This is a genomic window from Pantoea sp. R13S299, from assembly GCF_048515925.1.
Classification (GTDB): Bacteria; Pseudomonadota; Gammaproteobacteria; order Enterobacterales; family Enterobacteriaceae; genus Pantoea.
The window spans coordinates 439,849-456,227 of the sequence record NZ_JBLYEF010000001.1; the positions used below are offsets into that span (position 1 = coordinate 439,849).

Consider the following 16,379-nt stretch of genomic DNA (forward strand, 5'->3'; position numbering starts at 1 on the left):
TAACTGCACACTACCGTTGTAATCTGGCTGAAATCGTTTTCATTGGCTAAGTAAAAGGGCGATTTGTTGTTAATTCAGCGTTAATAAAACGTCAGGCACTAGCATTTTTAATAGTGGGTTTTTGGCTGAATTAATACTTAAGAATTATCTGTAGCGTAAAAATAATTTATTTTTTTATTTGAATTAGGTAGTCTTGGCGCTACAGTTTTATTAACCCCCCTTAATCAAGGACATTGTGATGAGTGACGCATTTAAGGTACTGAACAATATTCGCACATTACGTGCCCAGGCTCGTGAACTGCCACTGACCGATCTTGAAGAGATCCTGGAAAAATTAACTGTTGTTGTTACTGAGCGCCGCGAAGAAGCAGAAGCAGAAGAGACGCAGAATCGCGAAAAAGAAGAAAAGCTGTCTAAATATCGCGAAATGCTGCTGGCTGACGGCATCGATCCTAATGAATTATTAGGTGCGCTGGAAAGCGGGAAAAAACGTACCAAGCGTGCGCCGCGTCCTGCTAAATATTCTTACACTGACGAAAACGGTGAGCAGAAATCCTGGACTGGCCAGGGCCGTACCCCGGCAGCGATTAAGAAAGCGCTGGATTCCGGTAAAAGCCTGGACAGTTTCCTGATCGATTGATCGACACAATCCTTGTAAGTGGGAGCCGGGGGGCCATTATGGCCCTCCGGCTTTTTTATTTATGCCGGGATATCAATCACCCCGCCAGGAATCCACGCCTGACGCTGGCGTGCGCTGCGTCACATCTGGCATAATAGCCGCCGTTTTTTCATCCATTTCTTCACAAAGGTCAATGCCGTGTTAGTTAGCAGCAATATCACCATGCAGTTTGGCAGCAAGCCACTGTTCGAAAATATCTCCGTTAAATTTGGCGGCGGTAATCGTTACGGTTTAATCGGTGCGAACGGCAGCGGAAAATCCACCTTCATGAAGATTTTGGGTGGCGATCTGGTGCCTTCAGGCGGCAACGTCTCTTACGATCCTAATGAGCGCATCGGTAAGTTGCGTCAGGATCAGTTCGCCTTTGAACAATTCAGCGTGCTGGACACCGTAATCATGGGTCACCATGAATTATGGGAAGTGAAGCAGGAGCGCGACCGGATTTATTCTTTGCCAGAGATGAGCGAAGAAGAGGGGTATAAAGTCGGCGATCTTGAGGCGCTTTACGGTGAGATGGACGGCTATAGCGCTGAGTCCCGTGCCGGTGAGTTATTACTCGGTGTGGGTATTCCGGTTGAGCAGCATTACGGCCCGATGAGCGAAATTGCGCCGGGCTTTAAATTGCGTGTGTTGCTGGCGCAGGCGCTGTTTTCAAATCCCGATATTTTGTTACTCGACGAACCAACGAACAACCTGGACATCGATACTATTCGCTGGCTGGAGCAGGTGCTGAACGAGCGTGACAGCACCATGATTATCATTTCGCATGACCGTCACTTCCTTAATATGGTCTGCACCCATATGGCCGATTTGGATTATGGCGAGCTGCGGGTTTATTCCGGTAATTATGACGAATATATGACCGCTGCAACGCAGGCACGTGAACGTCTGTTATCGGATAACGCGAAGAAGAAAGCGCAGATTGCTGACTTACAATCGTTCGTCAGTCGTTTTAGCGCCAACGCCTCTAAATCTCGTCAGGCGACATCTCGCGCTAAGCAGATGGATAAAATTAAACTGGATGAAGTGAAAGCTTCCAGTCGTCAGAACCCGTTTATCCGCTTTGAGCAGGACAAAAAGTTGTTCCGTAATGCGCTGGAAGTGGAAGGTTTAACGAAAGGCTTTGATAACGGTCCGCTGTTTAAGAATTTAAATCTGCTGCTGGAAGTGGGTGAGAAGCTGGCGGTAATCGGTGCCAACGGTATTGGTAAGTCGACACTGTTGAAATCGCTGGTGGGTCAGCTTACGCCAGATAATGGCACCGTTAAATGGTCAGAGAATGCGCGTATTGGTTATTACGCTCAGGATCACGCCGATGATTTTGCCAATGACCTGACAGTATTTGACTGGATGAGTCAGTGGAAACAGCCTGGCGATGATGAGCAGACCATTCGCGGTATTCTTGGTCGTCTGCTGTTTTCGCAGGATGATATTAAGAAGCCGGCCAAAGTGCTTTCCGGTGGTGAGAAGGGTCGTATGCTGTTCGGTAAGCTGATGATGGAAAAACCGAACATTCTGATTATGGATGAGCCGACTAACCACCTCGATATGGAGTCGATTGAATCGCTCAATATGGCGCTGGAGATGTATGAAGGCACGCTGGTATTTGTTTCGCATGACCGTGAATTTGTCAGCTCGCTGGCAACCCGCGTGATTGAGTTGAAAGCAGACAAGGTGGTGGACTTCACCGGTAATTACGAAGATTACCTGCGCAGTCAGGGTATCGTCTGATAAAAAACGGGGTGGCGCAGGCCACCCCGTTTTTTTTGCCGATTAGTGGGTTATATGCTTTCAGCTTATCAGCTGGGATGGGGTGAGCAGCATGCCAGGCTCGGAGATTATCTGACAGCAACGCAAATGTTTAAGGCGCAGGGAACACGGTCAGAGGAGGAAAGCGTCCCGCGCCAGGGATGGCGCGGGCAGAGCGCCCAAGGATGGTTTAAGCGACTTTCCGATCTGACCGTGTTTCCGAAGCAGGTAAAACGTCACCACTGTGCGGGCTTCAGGAAGCATACGCCTTTCGTAAAGACGCAAAAGACGCCATCCATGGCAGGCTCAGCGCGGGCGATTACGCACCTCATCCCTGAGGTGCGCCCGTAAACGGGCCAACGCTTTGCGTTGTTCAAAAACGCTCCCGGCGTTTTTGTCCCTGGCCCGCGATGCTTTGCTACAGGCGTATGCTCCCTTCGCTTTAAGTTTTGAGCTATCTGCGAAAGGATACCCGCTGAGGATTAAGCCCCACCGCCACACACTTCACAATGCGCGTCCTGCGCGACTTTCATGCTGCGAAACTCCGCGCTCATCGCATCGTACATCAGCAACCGGCTGGTGGCGGGTGTGCCGAATGCGGTCAGCACTTTAATGGCTTCCATTGCCTGCATCGCACCAATCACGCCAACCAGGGGAGCCATAACACCCGCTTCCACGCAACTCAGGGTCTGTTCGCCAAACAGGCGGCTGATGCAGCGATAGCAGGGTGTACCGGGCTGCCAGTTGAATACGCTGATCTGACCTTCCATCCGAATCGCAGCGCCGGAAACCAGTGGCACCCGCTGCTGCCGACAGAGCCGGTTAAGCTGCTCACGCACCGCAACGTTGTCGGTGCAGTCCAGCACCACCTGCTGCCGGGTAATCAGCGTCAGCAGCGCCGCATCATCCAGTTGTCCGTTGACCGGATGCAACTGGCAGTGCGGATTGATGGCGGCCAGGCTCTGCGCGGCGGAGTCTACTTTGGCGCGGCCAATATCCGCATCATGATGCAGGAGCTGCCGTTGCAGGTTGGAGTGCGACACGGTATCGAAGTCGAGCAGCGTCAGATTGCCGACGCCAGCAGAAGCCAGATAGGGCGCGGCAGCACAGCCAAGTCCGCCCAGCCCGACGACCAGCGCATGACTGGCTTTCAGCCGCTCCTGACCGTCGAAATCAAAGCCGCGCAGGACAATCTGTCGGTTGTAGCGCAGCATCTCCTCATCGCTTAATTCAGGCAGCATTTACGCCTCCAGCAGCGCGTTGAACGGTTCTACCTCAACCCATTCGCCCGGCTCAACGTTGCCGCGATCCCGTTCCAGCACAATGAAACAGTTAGCCTGGGCGAAAGAGCTGAAAACGTGCGAACCCTGCATGCCGGTGGTCTCCACCTCCAGATCACCCTGTGCATTCTGGCGCAGGATGCCGCGCTGGAAGTCGAGGCGGTCCGGTGACTTTTTCAGTCGCGAGGCGCAGCGCACTTTCTGACGAGGTGGCAAGGCGGATTTTTGCTGGCCTGTGAGGGTGGCAAGCAGCGGCTGCACCAGCTGATAAAAGGTCACGGCGGCGGAAACGGGATTGCCCGGCAGACCGCAGAACCAGCTGCTGTTGAGGCGGCCAAAGGCAAACGGCTTGCCGGGCTTGATCGCCAGCTTCCAGAAGCTGATCGCGCCCAGCTCTTCCAGCATGCTTTTGGTGAAGTCCGCTTCGCCGACTGAGACCCCGCCGGTGCTGATCACCACGTCGGCCTGCCGATCGGCTTCCTCAAAGGCAGCGCGAAGGGCTGCGGGATCGTCTTTGATGATGCCAAGGTCGATGACCTCACAGCCGAGCTTATGCAGCATAAGTGAGACGGCAAAACGGTTGGTATCGTAAATCTGGCCTTCAGCCAGCGGCTCGCCGACCGGCTGGAGTTCATCGCCGGTGGAGAAGATAGCGACCCGCAGTTTTCGCAGCACGCTGACCTGCGCGATACCCAGCGAAGCCAGCAGCGGCAGTTCGGCAGCACCCAGACGGGTTCCCGCTTCCAGCACCACGTGGCCTGGCTGGATGTCGTCACCGGTCAGACGGATATTTTGTCCCTGACGCACCGGCGCGGTGATCACAATCGCCTCGCCCTGGGTTTCGGTCTGCTCCTGCATCACCACCGCTTCACAGCCTGCGGGCACTGGCGCACCGGTCATGATGCGAATCACGCTGCCCTGCGGCCACTCACCGCTGTACGGCGCACCCGCAAAGGCTTTACCTGCCACCGGCAACGGCTGTCCGCTGCTGACATCCGCCAGCCTGACGGCGTAGCCATCCATTGCGGAGTTATCAAAGGGCGGCACCGCAATCGGCGAGGTCACAGCTTTTGCCGTAATGCGGCCGACCGCTTCGGCCAGCGACACGCTCAGTGAGTCGGTGACGGGCGTCAGCTGCGTCAGCATCTTTTGTTGCGCCTCCTCAAGGGAGATCAAACCTGCAGTAAAACTTTCCATGAACAGTCCAGCCTGGTTAACTCAGATGCTGCCTATTATGGGTCGGAATGGCCGCTGAGTCACATCGGTGTCGGGCTGGCGCGCCGGTTGTTATGGCAAAAAGGAAATAGAGTGGTAAGAAAAGGTTATAACCACAGGAACAGTTTCCGCTTTACAACACTTAGCAGGCTTTCTATAGTCAAAAATCACCTGAATCGGGTGAAAACCATTTTAAATCAGTGTTTTTCGTCCTGAAGCAACCACAGGGTAGAGCGTTATGGTCAATGCAGTGATCGCCATTCACGGCGGCGCAGGTGCGATTTCGCGCGCAGCAATGAGCGCCGAAAAGGAACAACGCTATCGTCAGGCGCTACACGATATTGTCACTCAGGGTCAGCAGATACTGGCTCAGGGTGGCAGCGCACTCGATGCGGTGACCGAGGCGGTGCGACTGCTGGAAGAGTGTCCGCTGTTCAACGCCGGTAAAGGTGCCGTGTTCACCCATCAGGGCACCCATGAACTCGATGCCTGCATTATGGATGGCCGCACGCTGGAGGTGGGCGCGGTCGCGGGCGTCACGCAGGTTCGCAATCCGGTGCTGGCGGCACGTGCCGTGCTGGAAAAAAGCGAGCATGTGCTCTTTATTGGCGTGGGCGCGGAGCAGTTTGCAGTGGCGAACGGACTGGAAACGGTTCCACCTGATTACTTCTCAACGCCGGAACGCTGGGATCAACTGCAGCGTGCGCTGAACAGCGATACGGCGGTACTGGACCATGATGGCGCTGCGCACAGCGACGATCCGCTCGACCCGGACCGTAAGTTCGGCACGGTAGGTGCGGTCGCGCTGGATCTGGCGGGCAACCTTGCTGCTGCGACGTCTACGGGCGGTATGACCAACAAACAGGCCGGGCGGGTCGGTGACTCGCCGCTGCCGGGTGCGGGCTGCTACGCCAGCAACGACAGCGTAGCGGTCTCCTGTACCGGCACCGGTGAAGTCTTTATGCGTACGCTGGCGGCCTACGATGTGGCTGCGCAGATGCGCTACGCCGGACGTTCGCTACAGCAGGCTACGGTTAACGTCATTCATGACAGCGTACTGGAACTGGGCGGCAGCGGCGGGCTGATTGCGGTCGATCGCGCAGGCAACGTGGCGCTGCCGTTTAACAGCGAAGGCATGTACCGGGGCGTTGCGCGGGTCGGCGAAGCGGCGGAAGTCGCTATCTATCGCGAAAGTTAAGGAGCAGTAATGAGCGACAGGCAAACGTTACCGCCGCTGGCCCCTGAGCAGGTACTGGCGGTGCGCGACCTCAATGTGCGTTTTCAGCATGAAGACACCGTCACGGACGCGGTGCGTCATTTGTCGCTCGATCTGTTTCGCGGCGAAACCCTGGCGCTGGTGGGTGAGTCAGGTTCCGGGAAATCGGTCACCTCGCTGGCGCTGATGCGACTGATTGAACAGGCGGGCGGAATCGTCAGCGGCGAGGTGCAGCTGCGTCGTCGCAACGGTGACGTGCTGGATCTGATGCGCGCCTCAAAAGGTCAGATGCGCCGGGTGCGCGGCGCGGATATGGCGATGATCTTCCAGGAGCCGATGACCTCGCTGAATCCGGTCTTCTCCGTAGGCGAGCAGATCGCCGAATCCATTCGTTTGCATCAGGGGCTGAGCCACGCCGGTGCGCTGGCCGAGGCGCGCCGGATGCTGGATTTGGTGCGTATTCCCGATGCGCAAAATGTCTTATCCCGCTTTCCGCACCAGTTGTCGGGCGGGATGCGTCAGCGCGTGATGATCGCGATGGCGCTCTGCTGCAAACCGGCATTACTGATTGCTGACGAGCCGACCACTGCGCTCGACGTCACCATTCAGGCGCAGATTCTGCAGCTCATCCGCGTGCTGCAAAAAGAGATGCAGATGGGGGTGATTTTTATCACGCACGATATGGGCGTGGTCGCCGAAATGGCCGACCGGGTTCAGGTGATGTATCGCGGCGAAGTGGTGGAAAATGCCCCGGTGGCCGAACTGTTCAGCGCACCACAGCAGCCCTATACCCAGGCGCTGCTGGCGGCGGTGCCAAAGCTCGGCTCGATGCAGGGCCAGCCCTTACCCGCCAAATTCCCCTTGCTGCACAGCGATGCCGTTAATGATGTGCCGCAGGATACCGTACGCCGCCTTCAGCCTCCGATTTTGCAGGTGCGCGATCTGGTTACCCGCTTTGATATTCGCGGCGGCCTGCTGAACCGCGTCAAAAGCCGTGTTCACGCCGTGGAAAAAGTCAGTTTTGATCTCTATGCCGGTGAGACGCTGGCGCTGGTGGGGGAGTCCGGCTGTGGTAAATCGACCACCGGGCGATCGCTGCTGAAGCTGGTGGCCAGTCAGGGCGGCACGCTGACATTTGACGGCCAGCGGATAGACCACCTTTCGGGTGCCGCGCTGGCCCATCTGCGACGCGATATTCAGTTTATCTTCCAGGACCCCTACGCCTCGCTTGATCCCCGGCTGACGGTCGGCTTCTCAATTATGGAGCCGCTGCTGGTCCATAAAGCGATGCCGCGTCGTGAGGCGGAGCAGCGCGTCGCCTGGTTGCTGGATAAAGTGGGACTGCTGCCGGAACATGCTCAGCGTTATCCGCATGAGTTTTCCGGCGGGCAGCGTCAGCGTATCTGTATTGCCCGCGCGCTGGCGCTGAACCCCAAAGTGGTGATCGCCGATGAGTCCGTCTCGGCGCTGGATGTGTCGATTCAGGCGCAGATTATTAATCTGATGCTCGACCTGCAGCGCGAGTTTGGCATCGCCTTCCTGTTTATTTCCCACGATATGGCGGTGGTGGAGCGTATCAGCCACCGCGTGGCGGTGATGTATCTCGGTCAGATTGTCGAGATGGGGCCGCGTCAGGCGGTGTTCGAGCAACCTCAGCATCCCTACACCCGAAAACTCATGGCCGCGGTGCCGGTGGCCGATCCGGCTCACCGGCGTCGCGAACGCGCCTTACTGGTCGATGAGATCCCCAGCCCGATCCATGCGTTAGGGGATGAACCTGAAGTGGCGCCGCTGATGGAGGTGGCTCCGGGCCATTTCGTCGCCCGCCACGTTATCAGCGCGACCTGAACAGTGAAGATGTCGCCACGGCGACCAACCCGACAGGGATTACAGGAGAACAAGATGCAGATGACGATGCGTAAAGGGTTACTGGCGGCTGGCGTGTTAAGCAGCGCAATGACATTGCCCGCCTGGGCAGCACAGGATGCGGTGATTGCCGTCGCGTCCAACTTCACCACGCTCGATCCGTATGACGCCAACGACACATTGTCGCAGGCGGTCGCAAAATCCTTCTATCAGGGCCTGTTTGGCTTCGATAAGGATATGAAACTGACTAACGTGCTGGCAGAGAGCTATCAGGCCAGCGCCGACGGACTGACCTACACCATCAAACTGCGTCCCGGCGTTAAATTCCAGGATGGCACGGACTTCAATGCGGAAGCGGTCAAGGTCAACCTCGATCGCGCCAGCAACCCGGATAACCATCTCAAGCGCTACAACCTGTTTAAGCGCATCGCCAGCACCGAAGTAGTGGATCCGACCACGGTAAAAGTGACGCTGAAAGAGCCGTTCTCGGCCTTTATCAACAACCTGGCCCATCCGGCGGCGGCGATGATTTCGCCCACCGCGTTGAAAAAATATGGCAAAGAGATCGGTTTCCATCCGGTGGGAACCGGACCGTTTGTGTTTGAAACCTGGAACCAGACCGATTTTGTGAAGGTGAAGAAGTGGGACGGCTACTGGAAGCCGGGTTATCCGAAACTGGACAGCATCACCTGGCGTCCGGTGGTGGACAACAACACCCGTGCGGCGATGCTGCAGACCGGCGAAGCGAACTTTGCGTTCCCGGTGCCGTATGAGCAGGTGAAGCTGCTGGAGAAGAACAGCAAGCTGGATGTGGTGACCTCGCCTTCGATTATGCAGCGTTACATCAGCCTCAACGTCACGCAGAAGCCGTTCGACAACCCGAAGGTACGTGAAGCGCTGGAATATGCCATCAACCGTCAGGCGCTGGCGAAGGTGGCTTTCTCCGGTTACGCCACACCGGCTACCGGCATCGTGCCGCCTGCCGTAGACTTTGCGCAGACCTATCCGGCCATCAGTTACGATCCCGCCAAAGCTCGGGCACTGCTAAAAGAAGCGGGCTACCCGAACGGATTTGAGACCACGCTCTGGTCGTCACATAACCACAGCACCGCGCAGAAAGTGCTGCAGTTCACCCAGCAGCAGCTGGCGCAGGTTGGCGTGAAGGTGAAAGTCACGGCAATGGATGCGGGCCAGCGTGCCGCTGAAGTGGAAGGCAAAGGTCAGAAAGAGAGCGGTGTGCGGATGTTCTACACCGGCTGGTCTGCCTCAACCGGCGAAGCAGACTGGGCGCTGACGCCACTGTTCGCGACCGCAGCCTGGCCACCGGCGATCTTCAATACGGCGTTCTACAGCAATCCTAAGGTGGATAAAGATCTGGCCGATGCGCTGAAAACCACTGACCGTGCAGAGAAAGCGCGTCTCTATAAAGATGCGCAGGACACCATCTGGCAGGACCATCCGTGGATTCCGCTGGTGGTTGAGCAACTGGTTTCTGCCAACAGCAAAAACCTCAGCGGTTTTTATGTGATGCCCGATACCTCATTCAATTTTGATGAGGCCACTCTGAAGTAACGGAGCCGGCCAGCCCATGTGGCTGGCCGCAGCTGCAGGATGTTGCATGTTTAACTATTTTCTCAAACGACTCTTTGGGCTAATCCCGACGCTGCTGATTGTGGCGGTGCTGGTGTTCCTGTTTGTTCACCTGCTGCCGGGAGATCCCGCACGCCTGATCGCCGGGCCGGAAGCCGATGCCTCCGTGGTGGCACTGGTGCGTCAGGAGCTGGGACTGGATCAGCCGCTGCCTCAGCAGTTCTGGCACTTCATGCTGAATGCGCTGCAGGGCGATTTCGGCCAGTCGATGGTTTCTAAACGCCCGGTTGCGGATGAGATCGCCTCGCGCTTTATGCCGACCCTGTGGCTGACGCTGGCCAGCATGATCTGGGCGGTGATTTTTGGCATGACCATCGGTATCGTTTCGGCTGTCTGGCGTAACCGCTGGCCCGACAGGCTGGGCATGACTCTGGCAGTGTCGGGCATTTCGTTTCCCGCCTTTGCGCTGGGCATGCTTCTGATGCAGGTCTTCTCGGTGGAGCTGGGCTGGCTGCCAACTGTCGGTGCCGACAGCTGGAAACATTACATTCTGCCTTCGATCACCTTAGGTGCGGCGGTGGCGGCAGTCATGGCACGCTTTACCCGCGCCTCGTTCGTGGAGGTGATGCAGGAAGATTACATGCGCACCGCCCGGGCCAAAGGGGTACGCGAGTCGCTGGTGGTGGTGAAACATGGCCTGCGCAACGCGATGATTCCGGTGGTCACGATGATGGGGCTGCAGTTTGGTTTTCTGCTGGGAGGATCGATCGTCGTCGAGGTCGTGTTTAACTGGCCGGGACTGGGTCGTCTGCTGGTCGATTCGGTGGCGATGCGCGACTATCCGGTTATTCAGGCCGAAGTGCTGCTGTTTTCACTGGAGTTTATTCTGATCAATCTGTTTGTCGACATGCTCTATGCGGTGATTAATCCCGCCATTCGCTTTAAGGAGTCGCGATGAAAAACTGGCGACGTGAGGCGGCACTGAAAACGATGCCGCTGATGACGGAGAATCGGGTGCGCACGCCGTGGCGAGAGTTCTGGCGGCGTTTCCGGCATCAGCCGGTGGCGATGCTGGCCGGGGCGTTTGTACTGCTGCTGATTGTGCTGGCGGTTATCGCTCCGTGGATTGCGCCGTTCGACGCAGAGAACTACTTCGATTATGACCGACTCAATGAAGGACCGTCACTGTTGCACTTCTTTGGCGTCGATTCGCTGGGCCGCGATATCTTCAGCCGGGTGCTGGTCGGCACGCGGATTTCCCTGATTGCCGGTTTCTTCTCGGTGGTGATTGGCGCTCTGATTGGCACATTCTTTGGTCTGTTAGCCGGTTATTACGAAGGCTGGTGGGACCGCATCACCATGCGCATCTGTGACGTACTGTTTGCCTTCCCCGGCATTCTGCTGGCGATTGCGGTGGTGGCGATTATGGGCAGCGGCATGAGCAACGTGATTGTGGCGGTCGCTATATTCAGTATTCCGGCCTTTGCCCGCCTGGTACGTGGCAATACGCTGGTGCTGAAGCATCAGACCTATATTGAGTCGGCACGCAGCATCGGTGCATCTGACTGGACGATCCTGATGCGGCATATCCTGCCCGGCACGGTCTCGCCGATTGTAGTCTATTTTACGATGCGCGTTGGCACCTCCATCATCACCGCCGCCAGCCTGTCGTTTCTGGGGCTGGGCGCACAGCCGCCCACGCCGGAGTGGGGCGCGATGCTGAATGAAGCGCGGGCCGATATGGTGATTGCGCCTCACGTGGCCATTTTCCCCAGTCTGGCCATCTTCCTCACGGTTCTGGCATTTAATTTGCTCGGTGACGGGCTACGCGACGCGCTTGATCCTAAACTAAAGAGATGAAACCTTTCGATTATGATCAGGACTTCAGCACTATCAACTTCCGCCAGCATCCCGAACGTTATCAGGTCGGGCGAGGCGAGCAGGGTGTGCTGATGGTCGAGCCGTACAAGAGCGAAATTTTGCCTCACTGGCGTTTTCGCACCGTTCCCATTGCCGAAGAGTCCGCTGAGAAAATCATGGCGCTGTTTGAGGATTACCGGCGTCAGGATGACTTTGTCGGCATGGATATGGCGCGCAAATTTATCCAGATGGGATATACCCGTGCGCGCCGTTACAGCAACCACAAAGGCGGGCGCAAGTATGACGCGGACGGCAAAGAGCTGCCGCGCGGCGTCAACGAGGAAAAGGCCGCTGCGGCGGCCATTTTCAAGGGTTACTGGGACAAACTGCGTGAAGACGAGGACTATATTCGACGCAAAAAGGCACATCAGCAGCAGTATGGCTGAGTGCTGACTCTTTCCCTGGTGGCAGCCTGGTGCATGGGCTGCCCGAAACCTCTTGCGGGTCGGCTCCCGATTCGGCGAAAGATTTCCTCTGACTCCTCCCCGACGTAAAGTAGTGAAAAAACGCGTAAAAGCCGGTCCGCGGCACAGGCAAAAAAAGCGGGTCGATTAGACCCTGCCGTTTCCGGTAACTTCCCGTGCTATAAAAAGAAATCCACTCCGGTGCCGCTGCCCGACAGAGAAGCGAAACGCTGAAATTGAAAGCGCTTCACGGCTGACGCAAAAACGCGGGTTGATATTCACTTGTTTTCATTAATAATAAACCCGCTAACCCCACTGAGGGGGCTATGCCCCTCAGGTAATGAAATGGATAATGTGAGAGCTAAATAATGAAAGAGATCATCAACGGATTTCTGAATTTCCAGCAGAATGTGTTTCCTGAAAGGAAGGATCTTTTCAAAAGCCTGGCGTCAAATCAAAATCCGAAAGCGCTGTTCATCTCCTGCTCAGACAGCCGTCTGGTGCCTGAGCTGGTGACGCAGCAGGAGCCAGGAGAGCTGTTCGTTATCCGCAATGCGGGCAACATTGTTCCCTCATTCGGCCCGGAGCCAGGCGGTGTCTCAGCCACTATCGAATATGCGGTGGTGGCGCTGGGTGTCTCCGACATCATCATCTGTGGTCACTCTAATTGTGGTGCCATGAATGCCATCGCCTCCTGCGCCTGCATGGATACCATGCCTGCGGTTGAGCACTGGCTGCGCTATGCCGATGCGGCAAAAGCGGTGGTTGAGCAGCGTGAATATGACTCACCAGAGAAGAAACTGAACGAGATGGTTAAAGAGAACGTCATCGCTCAGCTCAACAACATGAAGACGCATCCGTCAGTCTCCGTTGCCCTGCGTAACGGCAAGCTGCGTCTGCACGGCTGGGTTTACGATATCGAAACCGGCACCATCATGGCGCTGACGCAGGGTGGTAAGCAGTTCATTACCCTGTCGGAAAATCCTGATACCTGCTTCGAGTAATGTCTTTTACCCGCTGCGTCCTGCAGCGGGTTTCCTGTTTAATCTTTTGTAAAGCCTCAGGTTCACACCGCGACGGATGACTACGCTTAAGGTCACGTTATCCCGTCAGGAGAACCCTATGTCCCGTTTATCGACAGCCCTGCTGCTTAGCAGCGCGCTATTTTGCGCCTCGCCGTTGTTTGCCGCCGACGTCAAGGTCGAGGTTTTACAGGATAAGTTACAACATCCATGGTCCATTGCTTTCCTGCCCGACAACAAAACGTTGCTGATTACGGAACGCAGCGGACAGCTGCGCAGCTGGAGCCCGCAGGGCGGCCTGTCGCAGCCAATCAACGGTGTGCCGAAAGTGTGGGCTGAACGGCAGAGCGGCTTGCTGGACGTCGTGCTGGCACCCGATTTCGCGACCAGTCGTCGCATCTGGCTCAGCTACACCGAGGCGAACAGCAGTGGCAAAGCGGGCGCAGTGGTGGGCACTGGCACGCTGAGCCAGGATAACCGGCAGCTCAGCGATTTCCGCGAGGTGATTCGGCAGACGCCGATGCTCTCCAGCGGCAACAATATCGGCACCCGGCTGGCGTTTGATACCCAGGGTTATCTCTGGATTGCATTCGGCGACAACTTTGTCAGCAGCGCGGCGCAGGACCTCGATAAGCTGCAGGGCAAACTGCTGCGGCTCAACGCCGATGGCAGCGTGCCGGACGATAACCCGTTTGTTAAAAAGCCCGGTGCCCGGCCAGAGATCTGGGCCTATGGACTGCGTAATCCGCAGGGGCTGGCGCTTAATCCCTGGACCGGCATGATATGGGAAAACGAGCATGGCCCGCGCGGCGGCGATGAAGTGAATATCATGGCGCGGGGCAAGAACTACGGCTGGCCGCTGGCAACGTACGGTATTGACTACAGCGGCGAAAAAGTGCCGGAATCGAAGGGCACCCATGTTGCGGGTACCGAACAGCCGCTTTATCACTGGAAGGTTTCTCCGGCCATCAGCGGCATGGCGTTTTATAACAGCGCCCGTTTTCCGCAATGGAAAAACTCGCTGTTTATCGGCGCACTGAAAGAGAAAAACCTGATTCGTCTGAGTCTCAACGGCGAGAAAGTGGTGGAAGAGCAGCGTCTGTTGGGCGATCAGGGCGCGCGGATTCGTGATGTGCGTCAGGGGCCGGATGGTTATCTCTATGTGCTGACCGATGAGGCCAATGGCAAGCTGCTGAAGGTGGGATTAGCGCAGGACGCTGACGCGTCCCGCGGCTAAGAGACTGATTGACCGAGGCTCTGAATCAGCGTGCCCAGTGATAAACCTGCCATCCGCGGTTTAACGCTTCGTGATGCAGTTGCTCATCCGGGTTGATGACATGGGCATGATCGGCCTGTTCCAGCAGGGGCAGGTCGTTCATCGAGTCACTGTAGGCCCACGTGCGGTCAAACGTCTCCTCCTGCTGCAGCGCTTTCCAGTCGCCCAGTCGGGTCACTTTGCCCTCTTTGTAGGTCATGGTGCCGTAGGTGTTACCGCTATAGCGCTCATCCACGATTTCAACGCCAATCGCCAGCGCGCCACAGGCTCCCAGCTTCTCGGCAATCGGCACGACCAGATGCTCGCCGCTGGCAGAGATAATCATCACTCTGTCGCCGCGCGCCCGGTGCCACTCAATCCGCTCGCGCGCGGCCGGATAGACGCGGGGCAGGATATCGCGCTGAATGAAGCGGCGCACCCAGCCTTCAACGGTCAGCGTCGCCATACCCGCCAGTGGGGAGAGCGTTTTGTTCATATACTCTTCAATCGACAGCGTACCGGCATAGTACTGATTCATTAATGCCTGTTCCTGATCAATCAGTTCGCTGGGGGCGAATCCCTGTGATACCAGCCAGCGCAGCCACAGGCTGGTGCTGTCTTCACAAATGAGTGTTTCATCAAGATCAAAAAGGGCTAAGTCCATGGTCGGTCTCCTCGGCTGACTGGCTTTCAGGTTAACTGATATTTGTGACGGGCTTAACTCTTCTGCGAAAAATCGGAATTTAACTCAGTTTTTATAGCGACAGAATCCCGGAAAACCGGCGCGCGCGCGGCGCTTATGCCAGGGTTACTCTACTAAACTCTAAAAAACTTTACGATTCGGCGGTTTTTTTCGCTGCCGGCAACGGTTAGCGTTTGAGTGAGAATTTTCTGCCCCTGGAATTTCGATTTAACAAGGACAATCCGGCCAAGCCCATGACAAACACTCGCTTCTCATCTCGCCTGCGGCACTTTGCTGCCACCTCATTACTGATTCTTGCTCCCATCAGCGTTTTTGCTGAGCAGGCTCCTGCCGCGCCCGGCATTGATGCTAAAGCGTGGATCCTGATCGACTACGCCAGCGGTAAAGTGTTAACCGAATCCAGTGCCGATCAGCGTCTCGATCCCGCCAGTCTGACCAAGATGATGACCAGCTATGTGGTTGGTCAGGCGATCAAAGCGGGCAAGATCAAACCGGATGATCTGGTCACCGTGGGACAGGATGCCTGGGCAACCGGGAATCCTAAGCTGCGCGGCTCTTCGCTGATGTTCCTCAAACCGGGCGATCGCATTCCGGTACATGAGCTGAATAAAGGAATCGTGATCCAGTCCGGCAATGACGCCTGTATTGCGCTGGCGGATTATGTGGCGGGCAGTCAGGATTCGTTTATCGGTCTGATGAACAACTATGTGAAGGCGCTGGGACTGCAGAACACCCACTTTATGACTGTGCATGGTCTGGATGCAGAAGGGCAGTACAGCACGGCGCGGGATATGGCGCTGATTGCTCAGGCGCTGATCCGCGATGTGCCGGAAGAGTACGCGCTGAATAAAGAGAAAGAGTTCACCTTTAACAATATCCGTCAGATCAACCGCAACCGTCTGTTGTGGAGCACCAACCTCAAGGTGGATGGTATCAAAACCGGACACACCTCCGGTGCGGGCAATAACCTGGTGGCTTCCGCGACGGAAGGCGATATGCGTCTGATCTCGGTGGTACTCGGCACCGCCAGCGATGCGATTCGTTTCCGCGAAAGTGAAAAGCTGCTGACGTGGGGGTTCCGTTTCTATGAAACGGTGACGCCAATTAAAGCGGATGCACCGTTTGCGCAGCAGCGCGTCTGGTTTGGTGACAAGAGTCAGGTGAATCTGGGCGTGGCGAAAGATGCCGCGCTGACCATCCCGAAAGGGCAGATGAAGAATCTGAAGGCGAGCTTTAAACTCAATGCGCCGCAGCTTGAAGCGCCGCTGAAGAAGAATCAGGTGGTCGGCACCATCGACTTCCAGCTGGATGGCAAAACGATCGAGCAGCGTCCGCTGGTGGTGCTGCAGGATGTGCCGGAAGGCGGCTTCTTCAGCCGGATGATTGATTTTGTGATGATGAAGTTCAACGGCTGGTTCGGGAAGTGGCTGTCATAAGTGAGCAGGGACGCTGATGCGTCCCTGAGACAGTTGATTAGTGT

General features: G+C 56.5%; 14 protein-coding genes. 11 read left to right on the forward strand and 3 right to left on the reverse strand.

What is annotated here, in order from left to right:
* Nucleotides 1-238: 238 nt before the first annotated feature.
* The gene (locus ACN1CO_RS02175) at nt 239-640 is read left to right on the forward strand and encodes an H-NS family nucleoid-associated regulatory protein (protein WP_003850507.1); all 402 of its coding nucleotides are present in this window, start codon (nt 239-241) and stop codon (nt 638-640) included.
* A gap of 177 nt (nt 641-817) precedes the next feature.
* Entirely contained in the window at nt 818-2,410 is a 1,593-nt protein-coding gene (locus ACN1CO_RS02180; RefSeq protein ID WP_033782451.1) for an ABC-F family ATPase, read from the forward strand.
* A gap of 500 nt (nt 2,411-2,910) precedes the next feature.
* Here ACN1CO_RS02180 and moeB read toward each other — a convergent pair whose 3' ends face one another.
* Nucleotides 2,911-3,669 carry a molybdopterin-synthase adenylyltransferase MoeB gene (gene moeB / locus ACN1CO_RS02185; protein WP_419137327.1) on the reverse strand — a complete coding sequence of 253 codons (759 nt, stop codon included), beginning with the start codon at nt 3,667-3,669 and terminating at the stop codon, nt 2,911-2,913.
* Nucleotides 3,670-4,905 carry a molybdopterin molybdotransferase MoeA gene (gene moeA, locus ACN1CO_RS02190; RefSeq protein ID WP_419137329.1) on the reverse strand — a complete coding sequence of 412 codons (1,236 nt, stop codon included), beginning with the start codon at nt 4,903-4,905 and terminating at the stop codon, nt 3,670-3,672.
* A 256-nt stretch (nt 4,906-5,161) separates the two neighbouring features.
* Between moeA and ACN1CO_RS02195 the strand changes: the two genes are divergently transcribed.
* From ACN1CO_RS02195 to ACN1CO_RS02230, 8 genes are all read left to right on the forward strand, one after another.
* Nucleotides 5,162-6,121 carry an isoaspartyl peptidase/L-asparaginase family protein gene (locus ACN1CO_RS02195; RefSeq protein ID WP_419137331.1) on the forward strand — a complete coding sequence of 320 codons (960 nt, stop codon included), beginning with the start codon at nt 5,162-5,164 and terminating at the stop codon, nt 6,119-6,121.
* Nucleotides 6,122-6,130: 9 nt separating this feature from the next.
* Nucleotides 6,131-7,987 carry a dipeptide ABC transporter ATP-binding protein gene (locus ACN1CO_RS02200; RefSeq protein WP_419137333.1) on the forward strand — a complete coding sequence of 619 codons (1,857 nt, stop codon included), beginning with the start codon at nt 6,131-6,133 and terminating at the stop codon, nt 7,985-7,987.
* A 54-nt stretch (nt 7,988-8,041) separates the two neighbouring features.
* The gene (gsiB, locus tag ACN1CO_RS02205) at nt 8,042-9,577 is read left to right on the forward strand and encodes a glutathione ABC transporter substrate-binding protein GsiB (protein ID WP_419137335.1); all 1,536 of its coding nucleotides are present in this window, start codon (nt 8,042-8,044) and stop codon (nt 9,575-9,577) included.
* 46 nt (nt 9,578-9,623) lie between these two features.
* Nucleotides 9,624-10,553 (forward strand): glutathione ABC transporter permease GsiC, encoded by a 930-nt coding sequence (gene gsiC, locus ACN1CO_RS02210; protein ID WP_283545855.1) that lies wholly within the window; start codon nt 9,624-9,626, stop codon nt 10,551-10,553.
* Nucleotides 10,550-11,455: a glutathione ABC transporter permease GsiD gene (gene gsiD, locus ACN1CO_RS02215; protein WP_419137337.1), complete on the forward strand. Its 906-nt coding sequence runs from the start codon at nt 10,550-10,552 to the stop codon at nt 11,453-11,455. The genes gsiC and gsiD overlap by 4 nt, the downstream gene beginning before the upstream one ends.
* Nucleotides 11,452-11,901, forward strand: a complete 450-nt coding sequence (locus tag ACN1CO_RS02220) for a DUF4385 domain-containing protein (RefSeq protein WP_419137339.1) — start codon at nt 11,452-11,454, stop codon at nt 11,899-11,901. The genes gsiD and ACN1CO_RS02220 overlap by 4 nt, the downstream gene beginning before the upstream one ends.
* Nucleotides 11,902-12,287: 386 nt before the next feature.
* The gene (locus ACN1CO_RS02225) at nt 12,288-12,923 is read left to right on the forward strand and encodes a carbonic anhydrase (RefSeq protein WP_090962688.1); all 636 of its coding nucleotides are present in this window, start codon (nt 12,288-12,290) and stop codon (nt 12,921-12,923) included.
* 118 nt (nt 12,924-13,041) lie between these two features.
* Nucleotides 13,042-14,178, forward strand: coding sequence for a PQQ-dependent sugar dehydrogenase (locus ACN1CO_RS02230; RefSeq protein ID WP_419137341.1), 1,137 nt, complete (start codon nt 13,042-13,044; stop codon nt 14,176-14,178).
* Between the two features lie 25 nt (nt 14,179-14,203).
* Here the strand turns inward: ACN1CO_RS02230 and ACN1CO_RS02235 are convergent, their stop codons facing one another.
* Nucleotides 14,204-14,860 (reverse strand): HAD family hydrolase, encoded by a 657-nt coding sequence (locus ACN1CO_RS02235; RefSeq protein WP_419137343.1) that lies wholly within the window; start codon nt 14,858-14,860, stop codon nt 14,204-14,206.
* A 272-nt stretch (nt 14,861-15,132) separates the two neighbouring features.
* On the opposite strand from ACN1CO_RS02235, the gene ACN1CO_RS02240 reads away from it, so the two are divergent.
* Entirely contained in the window at nt 15,133-16,335 is a 1,203-nt protein-coding gene (locus ACN1CO_RS02240) for a serine hydrolase (protein ID WP_419137345.1), read from the forward strand.
* The last annotated feature ends 44 nt before the right edge of the window (nt 16,336-16,379 follow it).

What these genes read in the sequence shown, in the direction of transcription:
- ACN1CO_RS02175 (WP_003850507.1), top strand. Translation starts at nt 239, where the DNA reads ATGAGTGACGCATTTAAGGTACTGAACAATATTCGCACATTACGTGCC.
- moeB (WP_419137327.1), bottom strand. Translation starts at nt 3,669, where the DNA reads ATGCTGCCTGAATTAAGCGATGAGGAGATGCTGCGCTACAACCGACAG.
- moeA (WP_419137329.1), bottom strand. Translation starts at nt 4,905, where the DNA reads ATGGAAAGTTTTACTGCAGGTTTGATCTCCCTTGAGGAGGCGCAACAA.
- ACN1CO_RS02195 (WP_419137331.1), top strand. Translation starts at nt 5,162, where the DNA reads ATGGTCAATGCAGTGATCGCCATTCACGGCGGCGCAGGTGCGATTTCG.
- ACN1CO_RS02200 (WP_419137333.1), top strand. Translation starts at nt 6,131, where the DNA reads ATGAGCGACAGGCAAACGTTACCGCCGCTGGCCCCTGAGCAGGTACTG.
- gsiB (WP_419137335.1), top strand. Translation starts at nt 8,042, where the DNA reads ATGCAGATGACGATGCGTAAAGGGTTACTGGCGGCTGGCGTGTTAAGC.
- gsiC (WP_283545855.1), top strand. Translation starts at nt 9,624, where the DNA reads ATGTTTAACTATTTTCTCAAACGACTCTTTGGGCTAATCCCGACGCTG.
- gsiD (WP_419137337.1), top strand. Translation starts at nt 10,550, where the DNA reads ATGAAAAACTGGCGACGTGAGGCGGCACTGAAAACGATGCCGCTGATG.
- ACN1CO_RS02220 (WP_419137339.1), top strand. Translation starts at nt 11,452, where the DNA reads ATGAAACCTTTCGATTATGATCAGGACTTCAGCACTATCAACTTCCGC.
- ACN1CO_RS02225 (WP_090962688.1), top strand. Translation starts at nt 12,288, where the DNA reads ATGAAAGAGATCATCAACGGATTTCTGAATTTCCAGCAGAATGTGTTT.
- ACN1CO_RS02230 (WP_419137341.1), top strand. Translation starts at nt 13,042, where the DNA reads ATGTCCCGTTTATCGACAGCCCTGCTGCTTAGCAGCGCGCTATTTTGC.
- ACN1CO_RS02235 (WP_419137343.1), bottom strand. Translation starts at nt 14,860, where the DNA reads ATGGACTTAGCCCTTTTTGATCTTGATGAAACACTCATTTGTGAAGAC.
- ACN1CO_RS02240 (WP_419137345.1), top strand. Translation starts at nt 15,133, where the DNA reads ATGACAAACACTCGCTTCTCATCTCGCCTGCGGCACTTTGCTGCCACC.